Annotated in this window: 17 protein-coding genes; 6 read left to right on the forward strand and 11 right to left on the reverse strand. The window is 68.9% G+C overall.

Going from position 1 to position 20,164, the window contains the following annotated elements; all coding sequences use genetic code 11:
* Nucleotides 1-178 precede the first annotated feature (178 nt).
* Complete coding sequence (locus ISF28_RS29410) at nucleotides 179-646, reverse strand: Lrp/AsnC family transcriptional regulator (RefSeq protein ID WP_198120729.1); 468 nt, start codon at nucleotides 644-646, stop codon at nucleotides 179-181.
* A 292-nt stretch (nucleotides 647-938) separates the two neighbouring features.
* On the opposite strand from ISF28_RS29410, the gene ISF28_RS29415 reads away from it, so the two are divergent.
* Entirely contained in the window at nucleotides 939-1,805 is an 867-nt protein-coding gene (locus ISF28_RS29415) for a DMT family transporter (RefSeq protein ID WP_198120730.1), read from the forward strand.
* A gap of 55 nt (nucleotides 1,806-1,860) precedes the next feature.
* Here the strand turns inward: ISF28_RS29415 and ISF28_RS29420 are convergent, their stop codons facing one another.
* Nucleotides 1,861-2,319, reverse strand: coding sequence for a hemerythrin domain-containing protein (locus ISF28_RS29420; RefSeq protein ID WP_198120731.1), 459 nt, complete (start codon nucleotides 2,317-2,319; stop codon nucleotides 1,861-1,863).
* A 186-nt stretch (nucleotides 2,320-2,505) separates the two neighbouring features.
* Between ISF28_RS29420 and ISF28_RS29425 the strand changes: the two genes are divergently transcribed.
* Complete coding sequence (locus ISF28_RS29425; RefSeq protein WP_198120732.1) at nucleotides 2,506-3,090, forward strand: NAD(P)H-dependent oxidoreductase; 585 nt, start codon at nucleotides 2,506-2,508, stop codon at nucleotides 3,088-3,090.
* An 18-nt stretch (nucleotides 3,091-3,108) separates the two neighbouring features.
* Here ISF28_RS29425 and ISF28_RS29430 read toward each other — a convergent pair whose 3' ends face one another.
* From ISF28_RS29430 to ISF28_RS29440, 3 genes are all read right to left on the reverse strand, one after another.
* Nucleotides 3,109-3,543 (reverse strand): universal stress protein, encoded by a 435-nt coding sequence (locus ISF28_RS29430; RefSeq protein ID WP_198120733.1) that lies wholly within the window; start codon nucleotides 3,541-3,543, stop codon nucleotides 3,109-3,111.
* A gap of 3 nt (nucleotides 3,544-3,546) precedes the next feature.
* A complete protein-coding gene (locus ISF28_RS29435; protein WP_198120734.1) occupies nucleotides 3,547-4,026 on the reverse strand; it encodes a universal stress protein in 480 nt (159 codons plus the stop codon).
* Nucleotides 4,027-4,097: 71 nt separating this feature from the next.
* Nucleotides 4,098-4,931 carry a MaoC family dehydratase gene (locus tag ISF28_RS29440; RefSeq protein WP_198120735.1) on the reverse strand — a complete coding sequence of 278 codons (834 nt, stop codon included), beginning with the start codon at nucleotides 4,929-4,931 and terminating at the stop codon, nucleotides 4,098-4,100.
* Between the two features lie 118 nt (nucleotides 4,932-5,049).
* Between ISF28_RS29440 and ISF28_RS29445 the strand changes: the two genes are divergently transcribed.
* Nucleotides 5,050-6,177: a branched-chain amino acid ABC transporter substrate-binding protein gene (locus ISF28_RS29445; RefSeq protein ID WP_198120736.1), complete on the forward strand. Its 1,128-nt coding sequence runs from the start codon at nucleotides 5,050-5,052 to the stop codon at nucleotides 6,175-6,177.
* A gap of 15 nt (nucleotides 6,178-6,192) precedes the next feature.
* Here ISF28_RS29445 and ISF28_RS29450 read toward each other — a convergent pair whose 3' ends face one another.
* The 3 genes from ISF28_RS29450 to ISF28_RS29460 form a co-directional block, all read right to left on the reverse strand.
* Nucleotides 6,193-6,810: a TetR/AcrR family transcriptional regulator gene (locus tag ISF28_RS29450; RefSeq protein WP_198120737.1), complete on the reverse strand. Its 618-nt coding sequence runs from the start codon at nucleotides 6,808-6,810 to the stop codon at nucleotides 6,193-6,195.
* Between the two features lie 143 nt (nucleotides 6,811-6,953).
* On the reverse strand, nucleotides 6,954-9,713 hold the full coding sequence (locus ISF28_RS29455) for a bifunctional diguanylate cyclase/phosphodiesterase (RefSeq protein WP_198120738.1): 2,760 nt from the start codon (nucleotides 9,711-9,713) through the stop codon (nucleotides 6,954-6,956).
* Between the two features lie 143 nt (nucleotides 9,714-9,856).
* Nucleotides 9,857-10,264, reverse strand: a complete 408-nt coding sequence (locus tag ISF28_RS29460; RefSeq protein WP_198120739.1) for a hypothetical protein — start codon at nucleotides 10,262-10,264, stop codon at nucleotides 9,857-9,859.
* 198 nt (nucleotides 10,265-10,462) lie between these two features.
* Here ISF28_RS29460 and gntR point away from each other — a divergent pair, with 198 nt between their 5' ends.
* Together gntR and ISF28_RS29470 are read left to right on the forward strand one after the other, a co-directional pair.
* Nucleotides 10,463-11,491 (forward strand): HTH-type transcriptional regulator GntR, encoded by a 1,029-nt coding sequence (gntR, locus tag ISF28_RS29465; protein WP_198120740.1) that lies wholly within the window; start codon nucleotides 10,463-10,465, stop codon nucleotides 11,489-11,491.
* A 279-nt stretch (nucleotides 11,492-11,770) separates the two neighbouring features.
* Complete coding sequence (locus ISF28_RS29470; protein WP_198120741.1) at nucleotides 11,771-12,724, forward strand: IS1595 family transposase; 954 nt, start codon at nucleotides 11,771-11,773, stop codon at nucleotides 12,722-12,724.
* A 225-nt stretch (nucleotides 12,725-12,949) separates the two neighbouring features.
* Here ISF28_RS29470 and ISF28_RS29475 read toward each other — a convergent pair whose 3' ends face one another.
* The 3 genes from ISF28_RS29475 to ISF28_RS29485 form a co-directional block, all read right to left on the reverse strand.
* The gene (locus ISF28_RS29475; RefSeq protein WP_198120742.1) at nucleotides 12,950-15,319 is read right to left on the reverse strand and encodes a GH36-type glycosyl hydrolase domain-containing protein; all 2,370 of its coding nucleotides are present in this window, start codon (nucleotides 15,317-15,319) and stop codon (nucleotides 12,950-12,952) included.
* 17 nt (nucleotides 15,320-15,336) lie between these two features.
* Nucleotides 15,337-16,728 (reverse strand): MFS transporter, encoded by a 1,392-nt coding sequence (locus ISF28_RS29480; protein ID WP_198120743.1) that lies wholly within the window; start codon nucleotides 16,726-16,728, stop codon nucleotides 15,337-15,339.
* A 169-nt stretch (nucleotides 16,729-16,897) separates the two neighbouring features.
* Nucleotides 16,898-17,881: a Gfo/Idh/MocA family protein gene (locus tag ISF28_RS29485; RefSeq protein ID WP_198120744.1), complete on the reverse strand. Its 984-nt coding sequence runs from the start codon at nucleotides 17,879-17,881 to the stop codon at nucleotides 16,898-16,900.
* Between the two features lie 171 nt (nucleotides 17,882-18,052).
* On the opposite strand from ISF28_RS29485, the gene ISF28_RS29490 reads away from it, so the two are divergent.
* Complete coding sequence (locus ISF28_RS29490) at nucleotides 18,053-20,158, forward strand: putative bifunctional diguanylate cyclase/phosphodiesterase (RefSeq protein WP_198120745.1); 2,106 nt, start codon at nucleotides 18,053-18,055, stop codon at nucleotides 20,156-20,158.
* Nucleotides 20,159-20,164: the final 6 nt, after the last annotated feature.

A 20,164-nucleotide genomic window follows, 5' to 3' on the forward strand; every position in this document is an offset into this window, starting at 1 on the left:
TCGAGAAGACATTTTTGACGACTCCTTCCAAGGCATTGCAAGCTCCAAATAACGAAGTTGCAATGATGATAAAAGGTGTCAACTATGTCTCTAGACAAGTGTCCACTATGTATCTGTGCCAAACAGGGGTGCCCACCCTACGACAGCTGCCCGTAGGGAGCTCCCGAGCTGACGCGTATCAAGGCGCCACGGACGGCGCCCGCTTCAGGCACCGCAACGTGAACGTCGAGCGCGTTCGCGTCACTCCCGGCAATTTGTACAGCTTCTGGCGCAGGAAGCGCTCGTACCCCTCCGTCCCCGCCACGGCCACCTTGATCAGGTAGTCGTATTCCCCCGACAGCAGATACGCCTCCATCACTTCCGGCAGGTCGGCCAGCGCCTGCTGGAACGCCGTGAAGATTTCGTCGTCGTGGCGGTCGACCGTCACCTCGATGATCACCGTGTCCGGCATCCCCAGCGCGCGCTGGTCCAGCATCGCCACGTAGCCGGTGATGTAGCCGGCTTCCTCCAGCGCCCTGACGCGGTGCCAGCATGGCGTCGGCGACAGGTGCACCGTCTCCGACAGTTTCTGGTTGCTGATGCGCCCGTCGCGGCTGAGCGCGCGCAGGATCTGGCGGTCGGTCTCGTCCAGCTGGCCGTCTTTCATCTGAGTGCTTCCTTCGTGGTTTTTGGATACGCGTAGATATTTTATCCGTATTCCAGCAGATCGCTGGAAGACTCTTCTGAAGCCGGCCCTGTTATCGCTATCGAAGAGAAGCACATTTTCCGCCTGCTCCCTTAAGATTGCTGCACGCTTACCAGCTTTTTGCGGCGCAGGCAATCCCGATCCGGGCTTGCCTGCGCCGGCCGCTTTTCGTTCAGGAGTCCTCGTGTCGAATGCAATATCACGGGCGGGCGCCGGCTACCGGGGTGATCCCTTCGCAGCCGAACTGCCGCTCATGCTGATCACCCCCGCGCTGTTCGCGGCCAATCTCGTCGTCGCCCGCTGGGCGCAGGGCGCGGGCATCCCGCCCGTCTTCCTCGCATTCGGGCGCTGGATGCTGGCCTTCCTGATCCTGCTGCCGTCGTGCGGCCCGCGCCTGTGGGCATTGCGCCGCACGTTGCGCGCGAACTGGCGCCGCATCCTGCTGCTGGCCGGCCTGGGCATGGGTCTCGCGACTGCGCCGCAATACGTGGGCGCCCGCCATACGAGCGCGGCGAACGTGGGCATCATCTTCGCCGCGTGTCCGGCGCTCGTGACGATGATCGAGACGCTCGTGTGGAAGGCGCCGCTGTCGCGCCGCCAGGCGGGCGGCCTGTTCCTCGCGATCCTCGGGGTGCTGGTCGTGCTGTCGAAGGGCGACGTGACGGCGCTGGGGCACCTGGAATTCGGCCGCGGCGACCTGTGGGTCGTGCTGGCCGCGTGCGGCTGGTCGTTCTACACCGTGTTCAATAAACGGCTGCCGCTGCCGCCGCTGCCCGCCACCGTGAAGCTGGCCGCGCTGATCGGCGGCGGCGCGCTCGTGCTGGCGCCGTTCGCCGTGCTCGAAGCGGCGACGGGCACCGTGGCCGATTTCGCCGACGGCCGCCTGTACCTGGCCCTGGCCTTCCTCGCCGTCGTGCCGAGCCTGGGCGCCTACTTTTTCTTCGACCGCCTCGTGGCGGCGGCCGGACCCGCGCGGGCGAGCCTGACCGTGTACCTGATTCCGTTGTTCGCGACGCTGGCCGCGTGGCCGCTGCTGAAGGAACCGCCGCACCTGTACCATGCGGCCGGTTTCGCCGTCATCCTGGCCGGCGTCGTCGTCGCAAGCCTGCGCCGGCGGTGACCGGTAGGGCGGACGGCACAGCCGTCCGCGCTACCTGTGGGGCCCGGCTGGGCCCTCATGCGGCGTGCCGTGCGGGCGGTATGTGGCGACGTGCAGCGTGGCGAGCGCCGCCCGGCCCCGCGCGCGCGCCGGCGGGCCGCGCCGCGACGGTCAGCGCCAGTTCGTCGGACAGCCGGTGCAGTGCCAGTACCTCGTCCAGCGCGGTCAGTACCTGGCGGCCCAGCGCATGGTCGCCCCGTTCCACGTCCGGCAGCGCGTGGTGCAGGCCCGCGAGGACGACGGCATTCTCTTCGCGGTGCTCGTGCAGATGCGCGTAGCCCAGCGCTTCCATGATCGATTCCTCATGGCGGAACGTCGCCTCAACGGCCGCGGCCAGCGCGGCGAAGTCGCGGCACAGCACGTCGTCCGGGACGGCCGCCAGCGCCGCGATGCGCCGGCACAGCATCTTGCGCCCATGGCGCAGGGCGGCGCAGATGGCGCGGGGGCGGTGCGCGCTGGCGCGGCTGGACGGCATCGTGTTCTCCTCGTTGCGAGCCAGGAAGTCGGATTATTCTTAGACTATCGGTAACACGAAAAAATCCCTGACCTTTGATATCTCGCAACGTAGCATCGTTGTGTTCAGTTAGCCTAGTTGACGGAATACATGTCGAAAGCGAGAAATGAGCGTCGTACAAGTCGAACCTGAGCACGGCGGCCGCTGATGGGGGCACGCATCTTATTGATCCAGGGTCATCCGGATTGCCATCGTCCGCATCTGTGCCACGCGCTGGCCCAGGCCTACGAGGACGGCGCGCGCGCCGCCGGCCATGAGGTCGAGGTCGTCGAACCGGCGCGGCTGAGTTTCCCGCTGCTCACCAGCCCGTCGGAATGGTGGCATGGCTCGCCGCCGCCGCAACTGGCGGCCGTCCAGAGCGCGATCCAGCACGCGGACCACCTCGTGTTCGTCTATCCGCTGTGGATGGGCGACATGCCGGCGCTCATGCGCGGCTTCCTGGAGCACGTCACCCGGCCCGGCGTCTTCATGGACGATCCGCAGCGGCCGTTCGGCGCCGGGCTGCTGGGCGGGCGCAGCGCGCGGCTCGTCGTCAGCATGGGCATGCCGGCCGTCGTCTACCGGTGGGGATATGGCGGCCACGGGGTGCGCCTGATGCGGCGCCAGATCCTCGGACGGGCGGGCATCCGACCCGTGCGCACGACGCTCATCGGCCGCGCCCATGCGCTGTCGGCCGACCGCGTGGCGATGTGGCGCGACCATCTGCGCCGCCTGGGCGGTTCGGCCGCGTGAGCCGTGGCCGGCGCCGCGTCAGTGCACGACGAGCACCGGAATGTCGCAGTGGACCAGCACCTTGTGCGTCGCGCTGCCCAGCAGGCGGGCGGCGACGCCGTGGCGGCCGTGCGAGGCCATCACGATCACGTCGCAGGCACGTTCGCGCGCCGTCGCGACGATGCCTTCCCAGGCGGGGCCGGGCGGGGCGAGGATCGTTTCGCACGGCACGCCCGCATCGGCCGCGCGCCGCCTCACGTAGGCGAGGGCGTCGCGGCCCTGCCGTTCCGACTCGGCGCGGAACGCGTCGTGCACCGGCGAGCCGATCAGGCCCGGCTCCGTGAACGGCGATTCGGTCGTCACGTGCACGCCGACGATGGTGCCGCCGGTCAGCCGCGCGAGGCCGAACGTGGCGCCGAGCGCGGCGGCCGACCGTTCGGTGCCGTCGACGGCGACGAGGATGCGCCGGTACACGATTTATCCCCCCGCCGCGGCCTTGCCGTGGTCCGGCTTGGGCGTGGGCCGCATCACGAGGACGGGGACGTGCGCGTCGGCCAGCACTTTCTGGGTGACGCTGCCGGCCAGCAGGCGGGACAGGCCGCGCCGGCCGTGCGAGCCCATGAAGATCAGGTCGCAGTTGCGGCTTTCGGCCGTGGCGAGGATGGCGTCGGCCGGCGAATAGTCGAGCAGCGCGAGCGGGGTGCAGCGCACGCCGGCCGTTTCCGCCGCCTTGGCGACGCGGCGCGCGTGTTCGTTGGCGGCGGCCAGCAGGACTTCGTCGTCGAGGCCGGGATCGATGGCCATCGCGGCTTCGGCGGCGACGATGGGCGGTTGCGGCTGGCCGACGGCCAGCACGACGATCTCGCTGCCGTGCGCGCGCGCGAAGGCGATGGCGGCCCGTTCGGCGGCGGCGGACACGTCGGAACCGTCGGTGGGGACGAGGATGCGGTCGTACATGATTTCCTCCTGAGCGTCCGGTGGGACGATCTCAGGATGGCGAAGTCGCGACGCAATTTCCTTGACCTAAATCAAACGTTGCGAAAGCTCCCTTCGGCGACCACGCGCCCGCCGCCGGCCACGGCGAAGCTGCCGGCCGCGAGGTCGGCCCCCAGCACCAGCTCGCTGCCGAGCGGCGCCGGCGCGCGGAAGCGGCCTTCCAGCGCGAGGATGCGGCGGCCGCACGCCTGTTCCAGCTCGGCGCAGGCGCGCGCGAGGGTGTGCATGCCGTGGATGATCGGGCGCTGCATGCCCATCAGGCGCGCCGACCACGTCCACAGGTGGATTGGATTCCAGTCGCCCGAGATGCGGGCATAGGCGCGGCCCGTGTTGCGGGGCAGGCGCCAGCCGGCCAGCACGGGCAGGTCGTGCGCGTCGTGGCGGCCGCGGCGCGGGCCCTTCTGGCCGCGCACGACGAGATAGGTGCTGCGGCACGTGAAGATGCCGGTGCCCTGCTGGCGCGCGACCGTGTCCAGTTCCGCGACGACGGCGCCGTTCTCGGCCGGCGGGCGGATGGTGACGGTCGTCGCGAGCTCGAGCGGCAGGTCGCGGCGCGGCTCGGCCAGCGCGCGCAGCGCGTTTTCCGTGTGCACGGTGCCGGGCAGGCGGAACGGGAAGGCGTCGTCCAGCATGGTCGCGACGTGGGCGCGCTGGGCCAGCAGGTAGTAATACGTCAGGGGAATCCCCTCGTCGTGGAACCCCAGCGCCTGGCGGTAGCGCCGCAGCTGGCGCGGGTCGATGCGGTCGAGGACGTAGGTGGTGCGGGGCGTCGGTACGCCGTTCAGGCGGCGCGGGTGTTTGAACAGGGCGCGCAGCAGCGTGGCGGCGCCGAGCCGGGGAAGCGGTGACGGAGAGTCGGCGTTCATCGTGAACTTCGAAGTCCAAAACCCCATTGTGCCTGGCTTCGCGCCGCTTGTGAATTCGGCTCATCCACGCTACCCTATCGATTTGGTATAAAGAATCATAGTTTTAGATGGGGATGGAATGAAGAAGCGAGCGTTGTGGGTGGCGGCGTTGACCGCGGCAGGCCTGGCCACGGCCCAGGACACCGTCAGGATCGGCCACGTGGCCGCCGTCACGGGTCCGGTGGCCCACTTCGGCAAGGACAGCGAAAACGGCGCGCGCATGGCGGTCGACGCGTTGAACGCGCGCGGCGCGACGATCGGCGGCAAGCAGGTCGAATGGGTGCTCGTGCCGGAAGACGACGGCGGCGACCCGAAGGCGGCGACGGTGGCCGCGCAGAAGCTGGCGGACGCGAGAGTGAACGCCGTGATCGGCCACGAGACGTCCGGCACGACCATTCCCGCCGCGAAGATCTATCACGACGCGGGCATCCCGCAGATCTCGCCGTCCGCCACGAACCCCAAGTACACGCAGCTGGGGTACGAGACGGCGTTCCGCGTCGTGGCCAACGACATCCAGCTGGGCCGCGCGCTCGGCCGCTACGCCGTGGGGACGATGGGCGCGCGCCGCATCGCGGTCGTCGACGACCGCACGGCGTACGGCCAGGGCCTGGTGGCGGAATTCACGAACAGCCTGCGCGCGCAGGGCGTGCATCCGGTCGCGCGCGAATTCACGAACGACAAGGCGACGGACTTCGCCGCCATCCTGACGCGCATCCGCGCCAGCCACCCCGACCTCGTGTTCTTCGGCGGCATGAACGCCGTGGCCGGCCCGATGCTGCGCCAGATGAAGCAGCTCGGCATCGACGCGCGCATGATGGGCGGCGACGGCATCTGCTCGGACGCCATGGCACCGCTGTCGGGCAATACGATGGCGGACGGCCAGGTCGTGTGCGCGGAGGCGGGCGGCGTCGAAGCCAAGGGCAGGGCCCGCATGGACCAGTTCCGCGCCGACTATAAAAAGCGCTACGGCATCGACGTCCAGATCATCGCGCCGTATTCGTACGACGCCGTGATGGCGCTCGCGCAGGCGATGGACAAGGCCGGTTCCAGCGCGCCTGCGGTCTACCTGCCGGCGCTGGCGAAGGTGCGCTATCCCGGCGTCACCGGCACCATCGCGTTCGACGCCCACGGCGACATCCGGGACGGCGTGCTCACGCTGTACACGTTCAAGAACGGCCACAGGACGCCGATCGGCGTCACGAAGTAGGCCGGCACCGGGCGCTCAGGCGGCGGGCCGTTCGTCCGCCGCCGCCGGTCGCGCGCACATCAGTTCGTCGACATGGCGCCGTGCGGCGGCCAGCACCTGCTCGGACACGGCCGGGTTGCCCTTGGCGGCGCCGCGCGCCACGGCCAGGCTGCCGATCAGCGTGGCCACGACGACCATGGCCCGGCCGAGGGCGTCGCCGCCCGGATCGTTCTGCGCGATCTGGCGCTCGAACGCCCGCACCATCACCATATAGCCTTCCGCGAAACGGGCGCTGATGGCCTTGTCCTGGCGCCCGATCTCGCTGGCCGACGCCGCCATCGCGCAGCGGCTGCCGTAGTCGTCGCGGGTTTCCAGCGCCAGGTAGTGGTCGAGGAAGCGCGCCAGGTCGGGCATGCCGTCCATCGTGCTCGAGTACATGCGCGAATTGGCCTCGTCGAGGCCATACGACAGGGCTTCCAGCGCCAGCTCTTCTTTCGAACGGAAGTGCGCATACAGGGCGCCGTGCGTGAGGCCGGCCTCCTTGCTGATCTCCGCCACGCCGACGCCATCGATGCCGCGTTCGCGGAACAGCTTGCTGGCCGCGCGGATCAATGCGGTGCGGTTGTCGGCGGCCTTCTCTTTGCTGATTCTCATGCTGTGGTGGTGCCGGGCGCGCCGTGCCCGGCGGGGCGTTGCGTTTCCGTCATATGAAATTATAATTGTGCGCACCAGTATAACGCTTTGGCGTGGCGGCGGCGGGTCGCAATATTGTCGACAATGCCAGATGTGCGGCCGTGCTAGCTTTCGGACGCGGCGGCCAGCCAGGCCCGCAGGACGTCGAACGGCATCGGCCGCGCCATCAGGTAGCCTTGCACTTCGTCGCAGTCGGCGGCGCGCAGGAAGTCCAGCACCTCGGCCGTCTCGACGCCTTCCGCCACGACCGACAGCTTGAGCGCGTGCGCCATGTCGACGAACGCCTTCACGAAGTCGAAGGCGCTGATGCGGCCGTCCGCCTGCAGCACGAACGAGCGGTCCAGCTTGAGGACGTCGATGTGGAAGCGGCGCAGGTAGGCGAGGCCGGAATAGCCCGTGCCGAAGTCGTCGACGGCCAGCTTCACGCCCAGCACGCGCAGCTCGTCCAGCATCGCGGCCGTGCGCGCCATGTCCTCGATCAGCGCGCTTTCCGTCAGCTCCAGTTCCAGGCAGTCGGCCGGCAGGCCGGTCGTCGCGAGGACGCCGCGCACCTCGTCCACGAATCCCGCCTGCGCGAGCTGGCGCGCGGACACGTTCACGGACACCCGGAGGGCGCGGCCGTCGGCGTCGACCAGGCTGCGCGCCTGGCGGCACGCCTCGTGGAGCACCCAGCGGCCGATCGGCACGATCAGGCCGGTCTCCTCGGCGATGCCGATGAACTCGCCGGGCGACACCCGCCCGAGATCGGCGCTGTTCCAGCGGATCAGCGCTTCCAACCCGACGACCTGCATGGTGCGCAGGTCGATGCGCGGCTGGTAGTGCAGCTCGAACTCGTCGCGGCCCAGCGCCGGCCGCAGCGCCATCTCGAGCGCCATGCGGGCCTGCGCGGCGAGCGTCATTTCCGGCTCGAAGAAGCGGTAGCGGTTGCGGCCCGCGCGCTTGGCGCCGTACATGGCCGTGTCGGCCGTCTGGAACAGCAGCTCGCGCGTGGACGCGTCGTGCGGGAACAGGCTGATGCCGATCGAGGCGCCGGCCGTCACCTCCTGGCCGCCCACGCGCACCGGCAGGCCGAGGGCGTCGAGCAGCTTTTGCGCGATGACGCCGGCATCCGTCGCCCCGCCGCATTCCACCGCGACGACGAATTCGTCGCCGCCGAGGCGGGCGATCAGGTCGCCCGGCCGCATCACCCGGCGCAGCCGCGCCGCCACTTCGCACAGCAGCGCGTCGCCCAGTTCGTGGCCGAACGAATCGTTGACTTCCTTGAAGCGGTCGAGGTCGAGGAACATGACGGCCACCGTGCGGCCCTGCGGACACGTGTCCAGCATGTGCTGCACGCGGTCGTGCAGCAGCGCGCGGTTGGGCAGGCCCGTGAGCGTGTCGTGCGTGGCCAGTTGGCGCAGGCGGCTTTCGGCCTGCTTGCGGTCGGTGATGTCGCTCATCAGGCCCGTCACGCTCTCCACGTTGCCGGCGGCGTCGCGGCGCACGCTGCCGTTGAACAGCACGTGCACGTGGCCGCCCTGCGCGTGCAGCAGGATCGCTTCCACGCCCTGCACCGGGGCGCGGGCGTCGTGCGCGTACAGGGTGTGCCAGGGGAAGGCGACGAACAGGTCGTCCAGCGTGCGGCCGACGAGCGCCGTGCGCGCGTGGCCCGAGAGGCCGCACAGGGCCGGGTTGACGTCGAGCACGCGGCCGTCGGCGCTGGCCAGCACGTAGCCGGCCGGCGTCATCTCGATCACGTCGCGGAACCGCTGCTCGCTCGCGCGCAGCTGGCGCTCCGCTTCCTCGCGTTCGGTCAGGTCGCGCACGATGGCCTGGAAGTATTCCTGGCCGGCGTCCTCGAAGCGCGAGATGTGCACCTCGGCCGGGAAGCGGGTGCCGTCCTTGCGCCGCTTGGCCATCCGCAGCAGGTGCGTGTGGCCGTCGCGCAGGCTGGCGAGCAGGCCGGGCGTGTAGGCGTGGTGGCCGTCGATGTCGCGCACGTGCAGGTCGAGGAATTCCGCTTCCGTGTAGCCGAAACGGGCGCAGGCGCGGCCGTTGGCGGCGACGATGCGCAGGTCGCGGTCGGCGATCACGATGCTGTCGCCGGCCTGCTGGAACAGGTTGCGGAAGCGCTGCTCGCTCTTGCGCACGGCGTCCGCCGCGCGGCGCTTGGCCGTGATGTCGTGGAAGTACACGGACAGCCCGTCGGCCGTCGGATAGATGCGCGCCTCGAGCCAGCTGGCCGACGGTTCCCAGTACACTTCGTAGAAGCACGGTTCGCCGCTGTCCATCGCGCGCCGGTAATGGTCGAGGTTTTCCGTGCCTTCCAGCGCGGGGGCGATGTCGAGCAGGTGGCGGCCGATGTTCGGTTCGACGTCGACGCCGATGAAGGCGCCGGCCTTGCGGTTGGCGTAGATGATGCGCCAGTCGCGATCGATGGCAAAGAAGGCGTCGCCGATACTTTCGAGCATGGCGTTCATGCGCTCGCGCGAACGCTTGAGTTCCTCGCGCGCGGCGCGGTGCGCCGTGACGTCGCGCGCGCTCGCGTACACGAGGCGCGCGCCGGTGGACCAGCGCGCCGACACGGACAGATAGATCGGCTGCCCGTCCTTGCGGCGCCAGCGCAGCTCGCGTTCGCGGCAGGGCAGGCCCGCCACCATGTCGGCGCCGAGGGCGTCGAGGGCCGCGTGCTCGTCCGGATGCAGCAGGTCGCGCACGGGCATGCCGGCCAGCTCGGCCGGCGTATAGCCCAGCATGTCGCCGGCGGCCGCGTTGGCGCGCACGATGCGGCCCGACGCGTCGAGGACGACCATCAGTTCGAAAGCGAGATCGATGTGCGCGATGTAGTCTGCGGCGGAGGCGGGCGGGGCCGGCGCGTTCATCATGGGATTCCAGTGGCGCTCGGGGGCAGAGCGGCCGGATTATATCAGTCCGTGCGGCAATTCTTTACGCGCTGACGCGCAAATGCCACATTTTGGTGCGCGCAACGGGGCCCGCCGTGTGGGCGGGCCGGATGAGATGGAAAGTGTCAGCGCTCCAGCGATTCGTCCGAATCGAGGTCGTCCTGGTCCAGCTGGCGCCTGCTGGAACGGCTGCCCTGGCCGCCGCTCTGCATGTTGCCGCCGAGGGTGTCGCCCTGGAGGTTGTCGCTCTGGCGGCTGCGGTCGAGATCGGCGCTTTGCCGATTGCGGTTCTGGCTGCCGCGGCGGGAATTGTCGCCCGGGCCGCTGCCCAGGTCGGATTGGGCCTGGTTGCCCTGGTCGAGGCCGCCGCTTTGCCGGCTGCCCCAGTCGCCGCGCTGCGCATTGTCGCCCGGCCCGCTGGCCAGGTCGGAATTCTGCTGGTTGCCCGTCGCGCCCGTCTTGCCGGCGCCGCTCAGGTCGTCGTAGTTGCTGCCTTTCGTCCCTTTGCCCTTGTTGTCCCGGTTGCTCGGCATAATGGTCTCCTTGGTTGCTGCGTGAGACACCATGGTAGGCCGCCTGCCAGGGCCGACAATCGGAATAAGCGTCAGAAGACTGTAGGACATGTCGCACAAAGTGGGGACGAATGCGCCCGAAAACATTGACAAAATATTCAATCCGTGGCGGAATCCATGGTCGGCTCGCGTGGCGGGCCAGTAAATACAAAAAAGACAATGAGCAGAAGCAGTACAGGTAAGGTCAGGGGAACGGGGCGGACTACGCTGGAAGAGGTGGCGGCGCACGCGGGCGTATCGACGATGACGGCGTCGCGCGCGCTCAGCCAGCCGCAGCTGGTGTCCGAGGCGACGCGGACCAAGGTGGAGCAGGCCGTCGTCGAGCTGGGCTATGTGCCGAACCGCGCCGCCCGCGCGCTCGCGTCGGCGCAGTCGCGCGTGATCGTCGCGCTGGTGCCGTCGCTGTCGAACGTCGTGTTCACGGCCGTGCTGGACGGCATCCATGACGCCATCGAACACGGGCAGTACCAGCTCCTGATCGGCAATACCCGCTATTCCGACGCGGAGGAAGAAAAGCTGCTGCTCACCTATCTGCAATCGAATCCGGACGGCATCCTGCTGTCCGGCCTCACGCACAGCCCGCAGGTGGAACGCATGCTCGCCGCGTCGCGCATGCCCGTCGTGTCGATGATGGACCTGGCGGACAAACCGGGCGAGCTGTCGGTCGGTTTTTCGCAGCACGACGCCGGCAACGCCATCACGCGCCACCTGATCGAGCGCGGCTACAAGCGCATCGCCTTCGTGGGCGCCCAGCTGGACGAGCGCACGCTGCGCCGCGCCGACGGCTACCGCCAGGCGATGCAGGCGGCCGGCCTCGCGGATCCGCGGCTCGAGATCATGGTGCGGGACCCGTCCACCATCGCCCTCGGCGCCGAACTGATGCGCCAGGCGCTGGAGACCCTGCCGGATTGCGACGCCGTGTTCTTCTGCAACGACGACCTTGCCCACGGCGCGATCTATTACTGCCAGCGCCACGACATCCGGGTACCGCAGGACGTGGCCATCGCGGGCTTCAACGACCTGCCGGCGTCCGCATGGATGGTGCCGTCGCTGACGACGATCGACACGCCGCGCTACCGCATCGGCTACGAGGCGGCGTCGCTGCTGCTGGAGGTGATCGCCGGACGCGAGCCGCGCGAGCGCCGCATCGACCTCGGCTTTACGTTGCGCGAGCGCGAAAGCACATAAGCGGTGCGCGCGCCGGATCGCGAAATAATCATCCGGTTGACCTTTACATTTTCTGTGGAAACGTTACACTGGTGACGTTACTTGGTAGCGCTACCAGCTCGGCGCGCTCCAGGTGATATGGGTGCGTGGGGGGCTGCGCACTCTTCACATATCTCCTCTTAGAGCTGGGCGCAGCTGTGCTCCCGGCTCATTTTTTTGGGCTGTGTTCGCGTTAATTCTGCGAACGGAATCAGGTTGCAGCGGTCATACGCATCGTCGAGTTAACTCATGGGAGCGACGATGCGCAGCCTGCAGTTCGACGAAATCTTTGCGACGTTGACCGCGGTACCGTTGTCGGCAACCGACCTGGTCCGGTTGCGGGCATGGATCGCGAACATCGCGGATCCCACGGAGTGCATCGCGCTGATCGAGGCCGTCGCCAGAGGTCGGCCCTGTCCGCGCTGCGGTTGTGGCCACGTCCACCGCTGCGGCCAGGCCAGCGGCTTGCAGCGCTTTCGCTGTCTCGGCTGTGGCCGCAGCTACAACGCGCTGACGGGCACGCCGCTCGCGCGGCTGCGCAAAAAAGAGTGCTGGCTGACGTATCTGCAATGCATCTTTGAATCGCGTACGGTCCGTGACGCGGCGCGCGTCGTCGGCGTGCACCGCACGACCAGCTTCCGGTGGCGCCATCGCTTCGTGCCCGGCGCGATGCGCGACCGGCCTGCGACGCTGTCGGCCATCGTCGAGGCGGACGAAACGTATCGGCTCGAATCGCAGAAGGGCTCGCGTCACTTGACGCGCAAGCCGAGGAAGCGCGGCGGCGTGGCGAGACGACGTGGCATCAATCGAGAAAACGATTGCCTGCTCGTCGCGCGCGACCGCAACGGGCGGACGCTTGATTTTCACACCGGACGAGGTCAAGTGACGGCGGCGCAACTGGATTGTTGCCTCAAGCCGGTGCTGCCGGCCGATGTGTTACTAATAAGCGACGGTGCCGTCGCTTATCGGCATTTCGCCGCGCAAGCGGGCATCACGCACGAGTGGGTGAACGTGAAGGCGGGCATCCGGGTACGCGGCGCGATCCACATCCAGAACGTCAACAGCTGGCACAGCCGCTTCAAGAGTTGGCTGGTCCGGTTCCGCGGCGTCGCGAGCCGCTATCTGATCAATTACTCAGGATGGCAGCGGGTGTTGGACGCGCGAACGCTGACCACGCCTGCGCATCTGCTGGGTGCTGCAGCCCAGTTCGGTTAGGCCATCGTTTGTCGAAGTAACGAGAACACAGCCTTTATTTTGGCTGTGTTCGCGCTATCGCGCCTTCGCAGGGGCGACGGTCTTGGAGACTATCCCAGTAGGGTGGGCACGGGGTGCCCACCCTACAAGTTGTAGCGGTCATGCGTATCATCGAGTTAACGCATGTGGCGCGGCGATGCGCAGCCTGCGGCTCAACGAATTATTCGCCATGCTGTCCGCGGTGCTTTATCCCCGGCCGACCTGATCCGGCACCGTCACCTCGACGCGATACGTGCGACCCGCCACGATCCCGCCGATATGGGCAACCGCCAACGTCTTCCCGTCGCAAACGACAGTCGTACGCCCGACCGCACCGCGCGTCACGGTGACGTCGAATGTGGCCCCCCGAAAAAACCGGCGCACGCGCATGGCCGGCCAGTGCGACGGCAGTTGCGGATCCACGACCAGCCCCGTCGCGTCGCCCTTCAAGCCGCACAAGCCTTCCACGATGGCGCGGTAAACCCACGACACGGTCCCGGTGTTGAACAACTGGCTGGACCGCCCGGCCGTGCGCGGATATTCCTTCCACGCGCCGCGATAATAATTCGGGATGAACACGGGCAGCTGGCCGCGCCGCAGGTAATCGTCCATGCTTGGGCCCGGGATCATCTTGCGCAGCGCGTTCCAGGCGCGGTCCGGCTCGGCGATCCGGTACAGGCTGTAGACGTAGAACACCGACGCGTGGTTGTACACGGCCCCGTTCTCGGCCGATCCCGGATGCTTTTGCGTGACGCGCCCGACGTCTTCGCGCATCGCGCTGTACGGCGGCGCGAACATCTGGACGCCGTACGGGGTGTCGAGCTGGGCGTCGATCTCGGCCAGCATCGCGTCCCGCTGGCGCGCATCCGGGGCGCCGCTGAGGAAGGCCCAGCTCTGCGGATTCAAATAGATGCGGCCCTCGGCGTCGGCGCGCACGCCGAAGACGACGTCGTCGTCCGTGATGCCGCGCGCGTACCAGGCGCCGTCCCACAGGTGCCGGTTGGCGGCCGCGTTCATGGCGGCGGCGCCGGCACGGAAGTGGTCCGTGGCCCGGGCGTCGCCGCGTGCCGCGCACACGTCGGCCCACAGGTTCAGCGCGTACGCGGCGGCCACCGTCAGCCAGCCGGACACGCCGCGTCCCTTGTAGCCCACCATGTTCATCGGGTCGCACCAGTCGCCCTGTTCGATGTACGAGAGGCCGCGGTGGTCGCGCTTGTGCAGCAGCCAGTCCATCGCCAGCGCGATGCGCTCGTGGGCGGCGCGCGTCGTGCCGTCGGGGCCCGTGACCGGTTCGTCGAGGATGGCGGCGTCGCCCGTCTCGTCGAGATAGGCCTGCAGGCAGACGGGCAGCCACACGCAGTGGTCGGTATGCGGCACCTGGTTGATGTACTTGAGCTCCGCGCCTTCGAACAGCAGGATCCCGTCCGGCATCGCGCCGTTCGGCGCCTGCTGCGACAGCGCGTGCAGGAACGCGGCGCGCGCCACGGCCGGCTTGACGAACGCCATGCCCATATTGTCCTGCAGGTAGTTGCGCGTCTGCGGGTCGGTGCTGAGGCGGTTCACGTCGCCGTGATAGAACACCTGGCGCGGCAGCCAGCGGTTGACGAAGTTGTCGAACGCCGGATCGGGCGTCTCGATCTCGATGCAGCCGGCGCCCTGGCCGGCGTAGGCGGCGTAGTCGCGCGCGGCGGCCGCGAAGCCGTCGGCGCTCAGGTAGCGCGCGCGCATGGCCGCGATCTCGGCGTCGTCGCGCGCGGGGCCGAACAGGAAGCGGCGCGTCGCCGCCGCGTCGGGCGCGAGGTCGAGGCGGTACTGCACGGCGGCCACCGGCGTCTCATAGCGTGCATCCCCGCCCGCGAGCGCGTCGGCGCGCAGCGCGTCCGGCGCATGCAGGCCGCCTTCGCCTTCGAACCGGCCCTGGTTCGCTTCCCACGCATCCGGCGCCGTCTCGCACGCGAGGAACGTCTTGTCCTTGAACTCCTTGTTCTTGAAATAGTCCTGCAGCTTCTGGTACGGCGTCACGCTGGATCCGACGACGGCTTGCAGGTCCGCGCGGTACTCGGCCGATTGGTTCATCCACGACATGTAGCCGATCGTGAAGTAGGGATAGACGCTGACCTTGCGCGTTCGCCCGCTCACGTTCGTGACCGTCAAGGTCCACAGCTCGGCCACGTCGTCGACGGGCAGGGCGAGGCGCAGGTCGACGCGGATGCCCAGCTTTTCCACGGTCCACGCGATGTCGTCGCGGCCGACGGAGAACGCGAAACGGTCGGGCGCCGCGCGCACGGGTTCGTGCGGCGCCGAGAAGATCTCGCCCGTCTCCTCGTCCTTGACGTAGAAGAAGCGGCCCGGATGGTGCGCGTAATACGCCTGCTCCGGCTGCATGAAGGTCTTCGCCTCGAGGTTCGGCGCGTGCGAATACTTGGCCGGCTCCGGCTGCATGAACTGGGCGGTGGCATAGCCGCGGCAGGTCACCTGGATCATCATCCGGCGATTCCACAGGAAGCCGCCCGCGTTCGGCATGGCGGTGGGGCTGGCGAGATCGTAGCGGGCGCCGTTCTCGGTCGGTTGCAGCATGGTGGTTCCTCGTGGGTTCAGGGCGCGGCCTTGCGCGCGTCCAGGTCGGCCTGGATGCGCGCCAGCTGCTTGTCGTTCAGGTTGTAGAAGCACATGACGGCCACGGCGGCGACGGCGAACGCCGCCGGGATGAAGGACATGAGCCAGACGATGCCTTCGCGCGACCCGCTGCCCTGCACGGCGTTCGGCACGTAGCCGAGCGCCGTGAACACGGAGCCGATGACGGCGACGGCGACCGCCGTTCCCAGCTTCTGCGAGAACGTGGCGGCGGCGAAGGTCATCGCGGTGGCGCGCCGGCCCGTGCGCCATTCGTTGTAGTCGGCCGTGTCGGCGTACATCGAAAACGCCAGCGGCGACTTCGGGCCGAGCACGAGGCCGAGGCCCGCCTGCAGCGCGAACATCAACCCGACCTGGTCGGGAGGCACGGCGTAGAACGCGGCCGACAGCACGGCGGTCGCGCTCATCAGCACGATCATCAGCGTTTTCTTGTCGACCAGGCGCGTGAGCAGCGGCGTGAGCGCGGCGCCGATGGCGGCCGTCACCATGTAGGTCGGGACGAACGCGCGCATCAGGTCCGGGCGGCCGACGACGTACTTGAAGTAGTACGCGGCGCTCGCGGTGCGCAAGGTGATCGTGACCATGATGATCAGGGCGAGGAAGAACAGCACCATCCACGGCCGGTTGCCGGCCAGGTCGCGCACGTCGCGCCACACGGCGTTCCTTTGCCCCGGCGGCGGCGCGATCCGCTCGCGGGTATTGAAGAAGGTGAGGACGAACAGCAGCGACGCCGCCACGGCCCACACGAGCATCGTCAATTGCCAGCCGCGCGTGGCGTTGCCGGCGCCGAGCCAGCGCACCATGTCGGGCGTGGCCGCCGTCACGAGCGTGCTGCCGGCGAACGCGAAGATGAAGCGCAGGCCGTTGATCGTGGAGCGCTGCTGCGGATCGGCGGACATCACGCCGGACAGCGCGTTGTACGGGATGTTCACGCACGTGTAGCACACCATCATCAGGAGGTAGGTGCCGTAGGCCCAGGCGAGTTTCGCGTCGCCCGCGAGGTCCGGCGTCGTGTACGTGAGCACGGCGGCGCCGGCCAGCGGCACGCACATCCACACGAGCCACGGGCGGAATTTGCCGAAGCGGGTGCTGGTCCGGTCGGCGGCGGCGCCGATCAGCGGGTCGGTGAACGCGTTGATGATCTTGATGGCCGACATCATCGTGGCCGCGGCGGCCGCCGAGATGCCGAAGGTGTCGGTATAGAAGATCAGCAGGAAGGTGGCGATGTTGGTCCAGTAAAAATTGAACCCCATGTCGGCCACGCCGTAGGCGAGCTTTTCGCGCCAGGGCAGCGGCGCGTGAGCCGCGCCGGCAGCGGCGCCGGTGGCGGCGCGGGGGAGGGCGGCCGTCATTGCGCGGCTCCGGGCGGCGCGGCGGGATGAGGGAAAGCGGTCGGACTGGCCATCTGCGTCTCCGGTGATTGTGGTGGGCAGCTCTGCGTCCGCCTCGATTGATAGCGCTAACAGCGGCGAGTATGCCTCCGCCGCCCGTTCATGTCAACCGCCCGCCGCGCCCGCACGCTCAGTCCCCCGTATACTTGACGCCGGTCTGCTTGCGGATCTCGTCCAGCACGCCCATCAGGTGCAAGGTCTGCTCGTGCGTCATGGCCGGGCTTTCGATCAGGCCCTCGCGCCAGCAGCGCTGCGCCTCGATGGCCTCGTGGACGTAACCGTTGCCGAGGTAGGGCGTGGCGATCGTGCGCGGGGCTTCGCCGGCCACCGTCAAGGTGATCGTGGGCGGGCGGTGGAACGGCGCGTCCAGGCGCAGCTGGCCGTGGCGGCCGGACAGCGTCAAGAGGCCCGGCGTGCGCGCCTTGAGCGAACAGGCGCACGTGGACAGCGCGCCGCCCGCGTGGCGCAGCGTGAACACGGTCTGCAGGTCGACGCCCGTCGGTCCCAGTTCGGCCTGGGCGCGCACGGCTTCCACGGGGCCCAGCAGATAGGCCGTGATCGACAGCGGATAGATGCCGACGTCGAGCAGCGCGCCGCCGCCGAGGGCCGGATCGAACAGACGCGACGCCGGCCCGCCCGTAGCCGCGAAGCCGAAATCGGCGCTGGCCTGCGACACTTCGCCCAGCACGCCGGACGCCAGGATGCGCTTGACTTCGTCGAACGCGGGCATGAAGCGCGTCCACATCGCCTCCATCAGGAACACGCGGCGGCTGCGCGCGAGGGCGACGACCTGCTCGGCCTGGGCGCGGTTCAGCGCGAACGGCTTTTCGCACAGCACGCCCTTGCCGCCGGCCAGCATGGCGAGCGCGTTCTCCGCGTGCAGCGCATGCGGGGTGCCGATGTAGACGAGGTCGACGTCGGCGCAGGCGGCCAGGCCGTCGTAGCCGGCCAGGCGCAGCGGAATCTGGAATTCGTCGCCGAATTCGACGGCCGTCGCGCGCTCGCGCGAGGCGACGGCGGCCAGGCTGGCGCCGGGCGTGTCGCGCAGGGCCGTCGCGAAATCGCGGGCGATCCTGCCGGTGCCGAGGATACCCCAGCGTACGGTATTGGTCATGTGCACTCCATCGGAAGAAGAAAACGGCTGCGGCGGGGCCGGGGCCGGGAATTCTGGAGGATGGCCGAAAAGTGGCCTACCTGTCTATCTTGACAGGTCTTTGATGACATTTTGTTATCAATGATTACGCTATACTCGAAGGTGGTCCTTCATTGCACGGAAAGGAAAGCCATGGCTTCGGAGTCCCCGCGCGCGGATGCGAGCGCATGGTGCCGGCCCTTGTTCGAAGGGACCCGGTTGTCCATGCTCGTGTGCGATCCGGTGTCGCAGGAGATCCTCGACGTCAACGACGCCGTCGTGCACCTGCTCGGCTATCCCCGGGCGCGCCTGCTGGGCATGCGCCTGCCCGACCTGTACCTGCGCCCCGGACGGGAACGCGCCGGCGTCCTCCGGCCCGAGACTTGCCGCCTGCACGCGCGCGTGCGGCGCGTCGGCGGCGCCGGCGGCGAGGTCCACCACGCGATCCTGCAGCGCGCCGCCATCGAATACGGCGGACGCGACGCCGTCCTCGTCGTCCTGCAGGACGTCACGCGCCACGTCGAGGCCGAGGTCCAGCTGCGCGACACCCAGAACGAGCTGCACCGCGCCCAGTCGCTGGCGCTGATCGGCAACTGGATCTGGGACGCGGCGAGCGATCCGCACGTGACGGCGTCGCCGGAAGGCTACCGCATCATGGGGTTCCGGCCCGAGGACACGCCCGTGACGACGGCCGAGATCCATGCGCGCATCCACCCGGACGACCGCGCCATGGCGGAGCGCGCGCGCGAGCGCGCGCTGCACGACCCGGACCACAAGTACGACATCGAATTCAGGCTGGTGCGCCCGGACGGCGAAGTGCGCTGGCTGCATTCCGTGGCCGAGGTGCGGCGCGACGCCGGCGGGCGCGCCGTCAAGATGCTGGGCCTCGTGCAGGACGTCACGGAACGCCGCCGCGCCGAGGACGATGTGCGCCGGCTGGCCTATTACGACACGGTGACGGGCCTGCCCAACATGAATCTGTTCGAGAGCGAGGTCGAGGATCGGCTGGCCCAGTTGCGGCGCGGCGCCGGACGGGGGCGGAGCCCGGCGCGGCTGGCCTGCCTGATCGTCGACCTCGTCCGCTTCCGCGACGTCAACTACGCGCTCACGCACATGTACGGCGACGTGCTGCTGGCGCTCGTCGCGGACCGGCTGGCCGCCGTCGTCGGCGCGGCCGGCGTCGTGGCGCGCTGCGACGCGCGGTTTCCGGTCGTGCTGGACGGCGCGGACGAGGAAGAGGCGCGGCGCTGGGCCCAGCATCTGCTGCGCGCGCTGGAGGCGCCGTTCTCGGTGGCGGGCATCTCGTACGAGATCGGCGCGCGCATCGGCATCGCGCTCGCGCCGCTGCAGGGCCTGGACTACCACACGCTGCTGCGCAAGGCCGACATCGCGCTGTACCAGGCGGCCGGCATGGCGCGCAACGTGGCCGTCTACGCGGCGGAGGACGACCCGCACACGCCGGATCGCCTGGCGTTGATCGGCGATTTCCGCGCCGCCATCGAGGCCGGCCAGATCCAGCTGTTCTGCCAGCCCAAGGTGACGATGGACGGCCGCGAGATCGTCGGCGCCGAAGCCCTCGTGCGCTGGGTCCATCCGGACAAGGGCTGCATCGGGCCAGAGACCTTCATGCCGCTGATCGAGGCGACGGACCTGATCCACGTCCTCACGCGCCACATGCTGGAGAGCAGCGTGGCCCAGTGCGAGGCGTGGCGCGCGCAGGGCGTGCGCCTGCCCATCGCCGTGAACCTGTCGGCGCGCGACATCGCGGCGCTGTCGCTGTCCGAGCACCTGCGCGAACTGCTCGAGCAGCACGGCTCGTGCGCGGGCCTGATCGGGCTGGAGATGACGGAGAGCAGCTTGATGCAGAATCCGGCGGAGAGCATCGCCGAGCTGGAACGCCTGTCCGGCATGGGCTTCCGGCTGTACATCGACGATTTCGGCACGGGCTATTCGTCGCTGAGTTACCTGAGCCGTCTGCCCGTGGACGTCATCAAGATCGACCACGGCTTCACGATGCAGATGATCGACGACGGGCGCGCGGCGTCCATCGTCAAGTCCACCGTGCACCTGGCGCACGACCTCGGGATGCGCGTCGTCGCCGAAGGCGTCAGCAATGCGCGCATCTGGGAGGCGCTGCAGGCCCTCGGCTGCGACGAGGCCCAGGGCTTCCACGTGGCGGCGCCGATGCCGGCCGGGCAACTGCTCGACTGGGCGCGCGCGTCGCCATACCGCTTGCCGGACGAACGCGTGTGCGCCTGAGCGCGC

The organism is Massilia rhizosphaerae (assembly GCF_016093545.1).
GTDB classification, from domain to species: Bacteria; Pseudomonadota; Gammaproteobacteria; order Burkholderiales; family Burkholderiaceae_D; genus Telluria; species Telluria rhizosphaerae.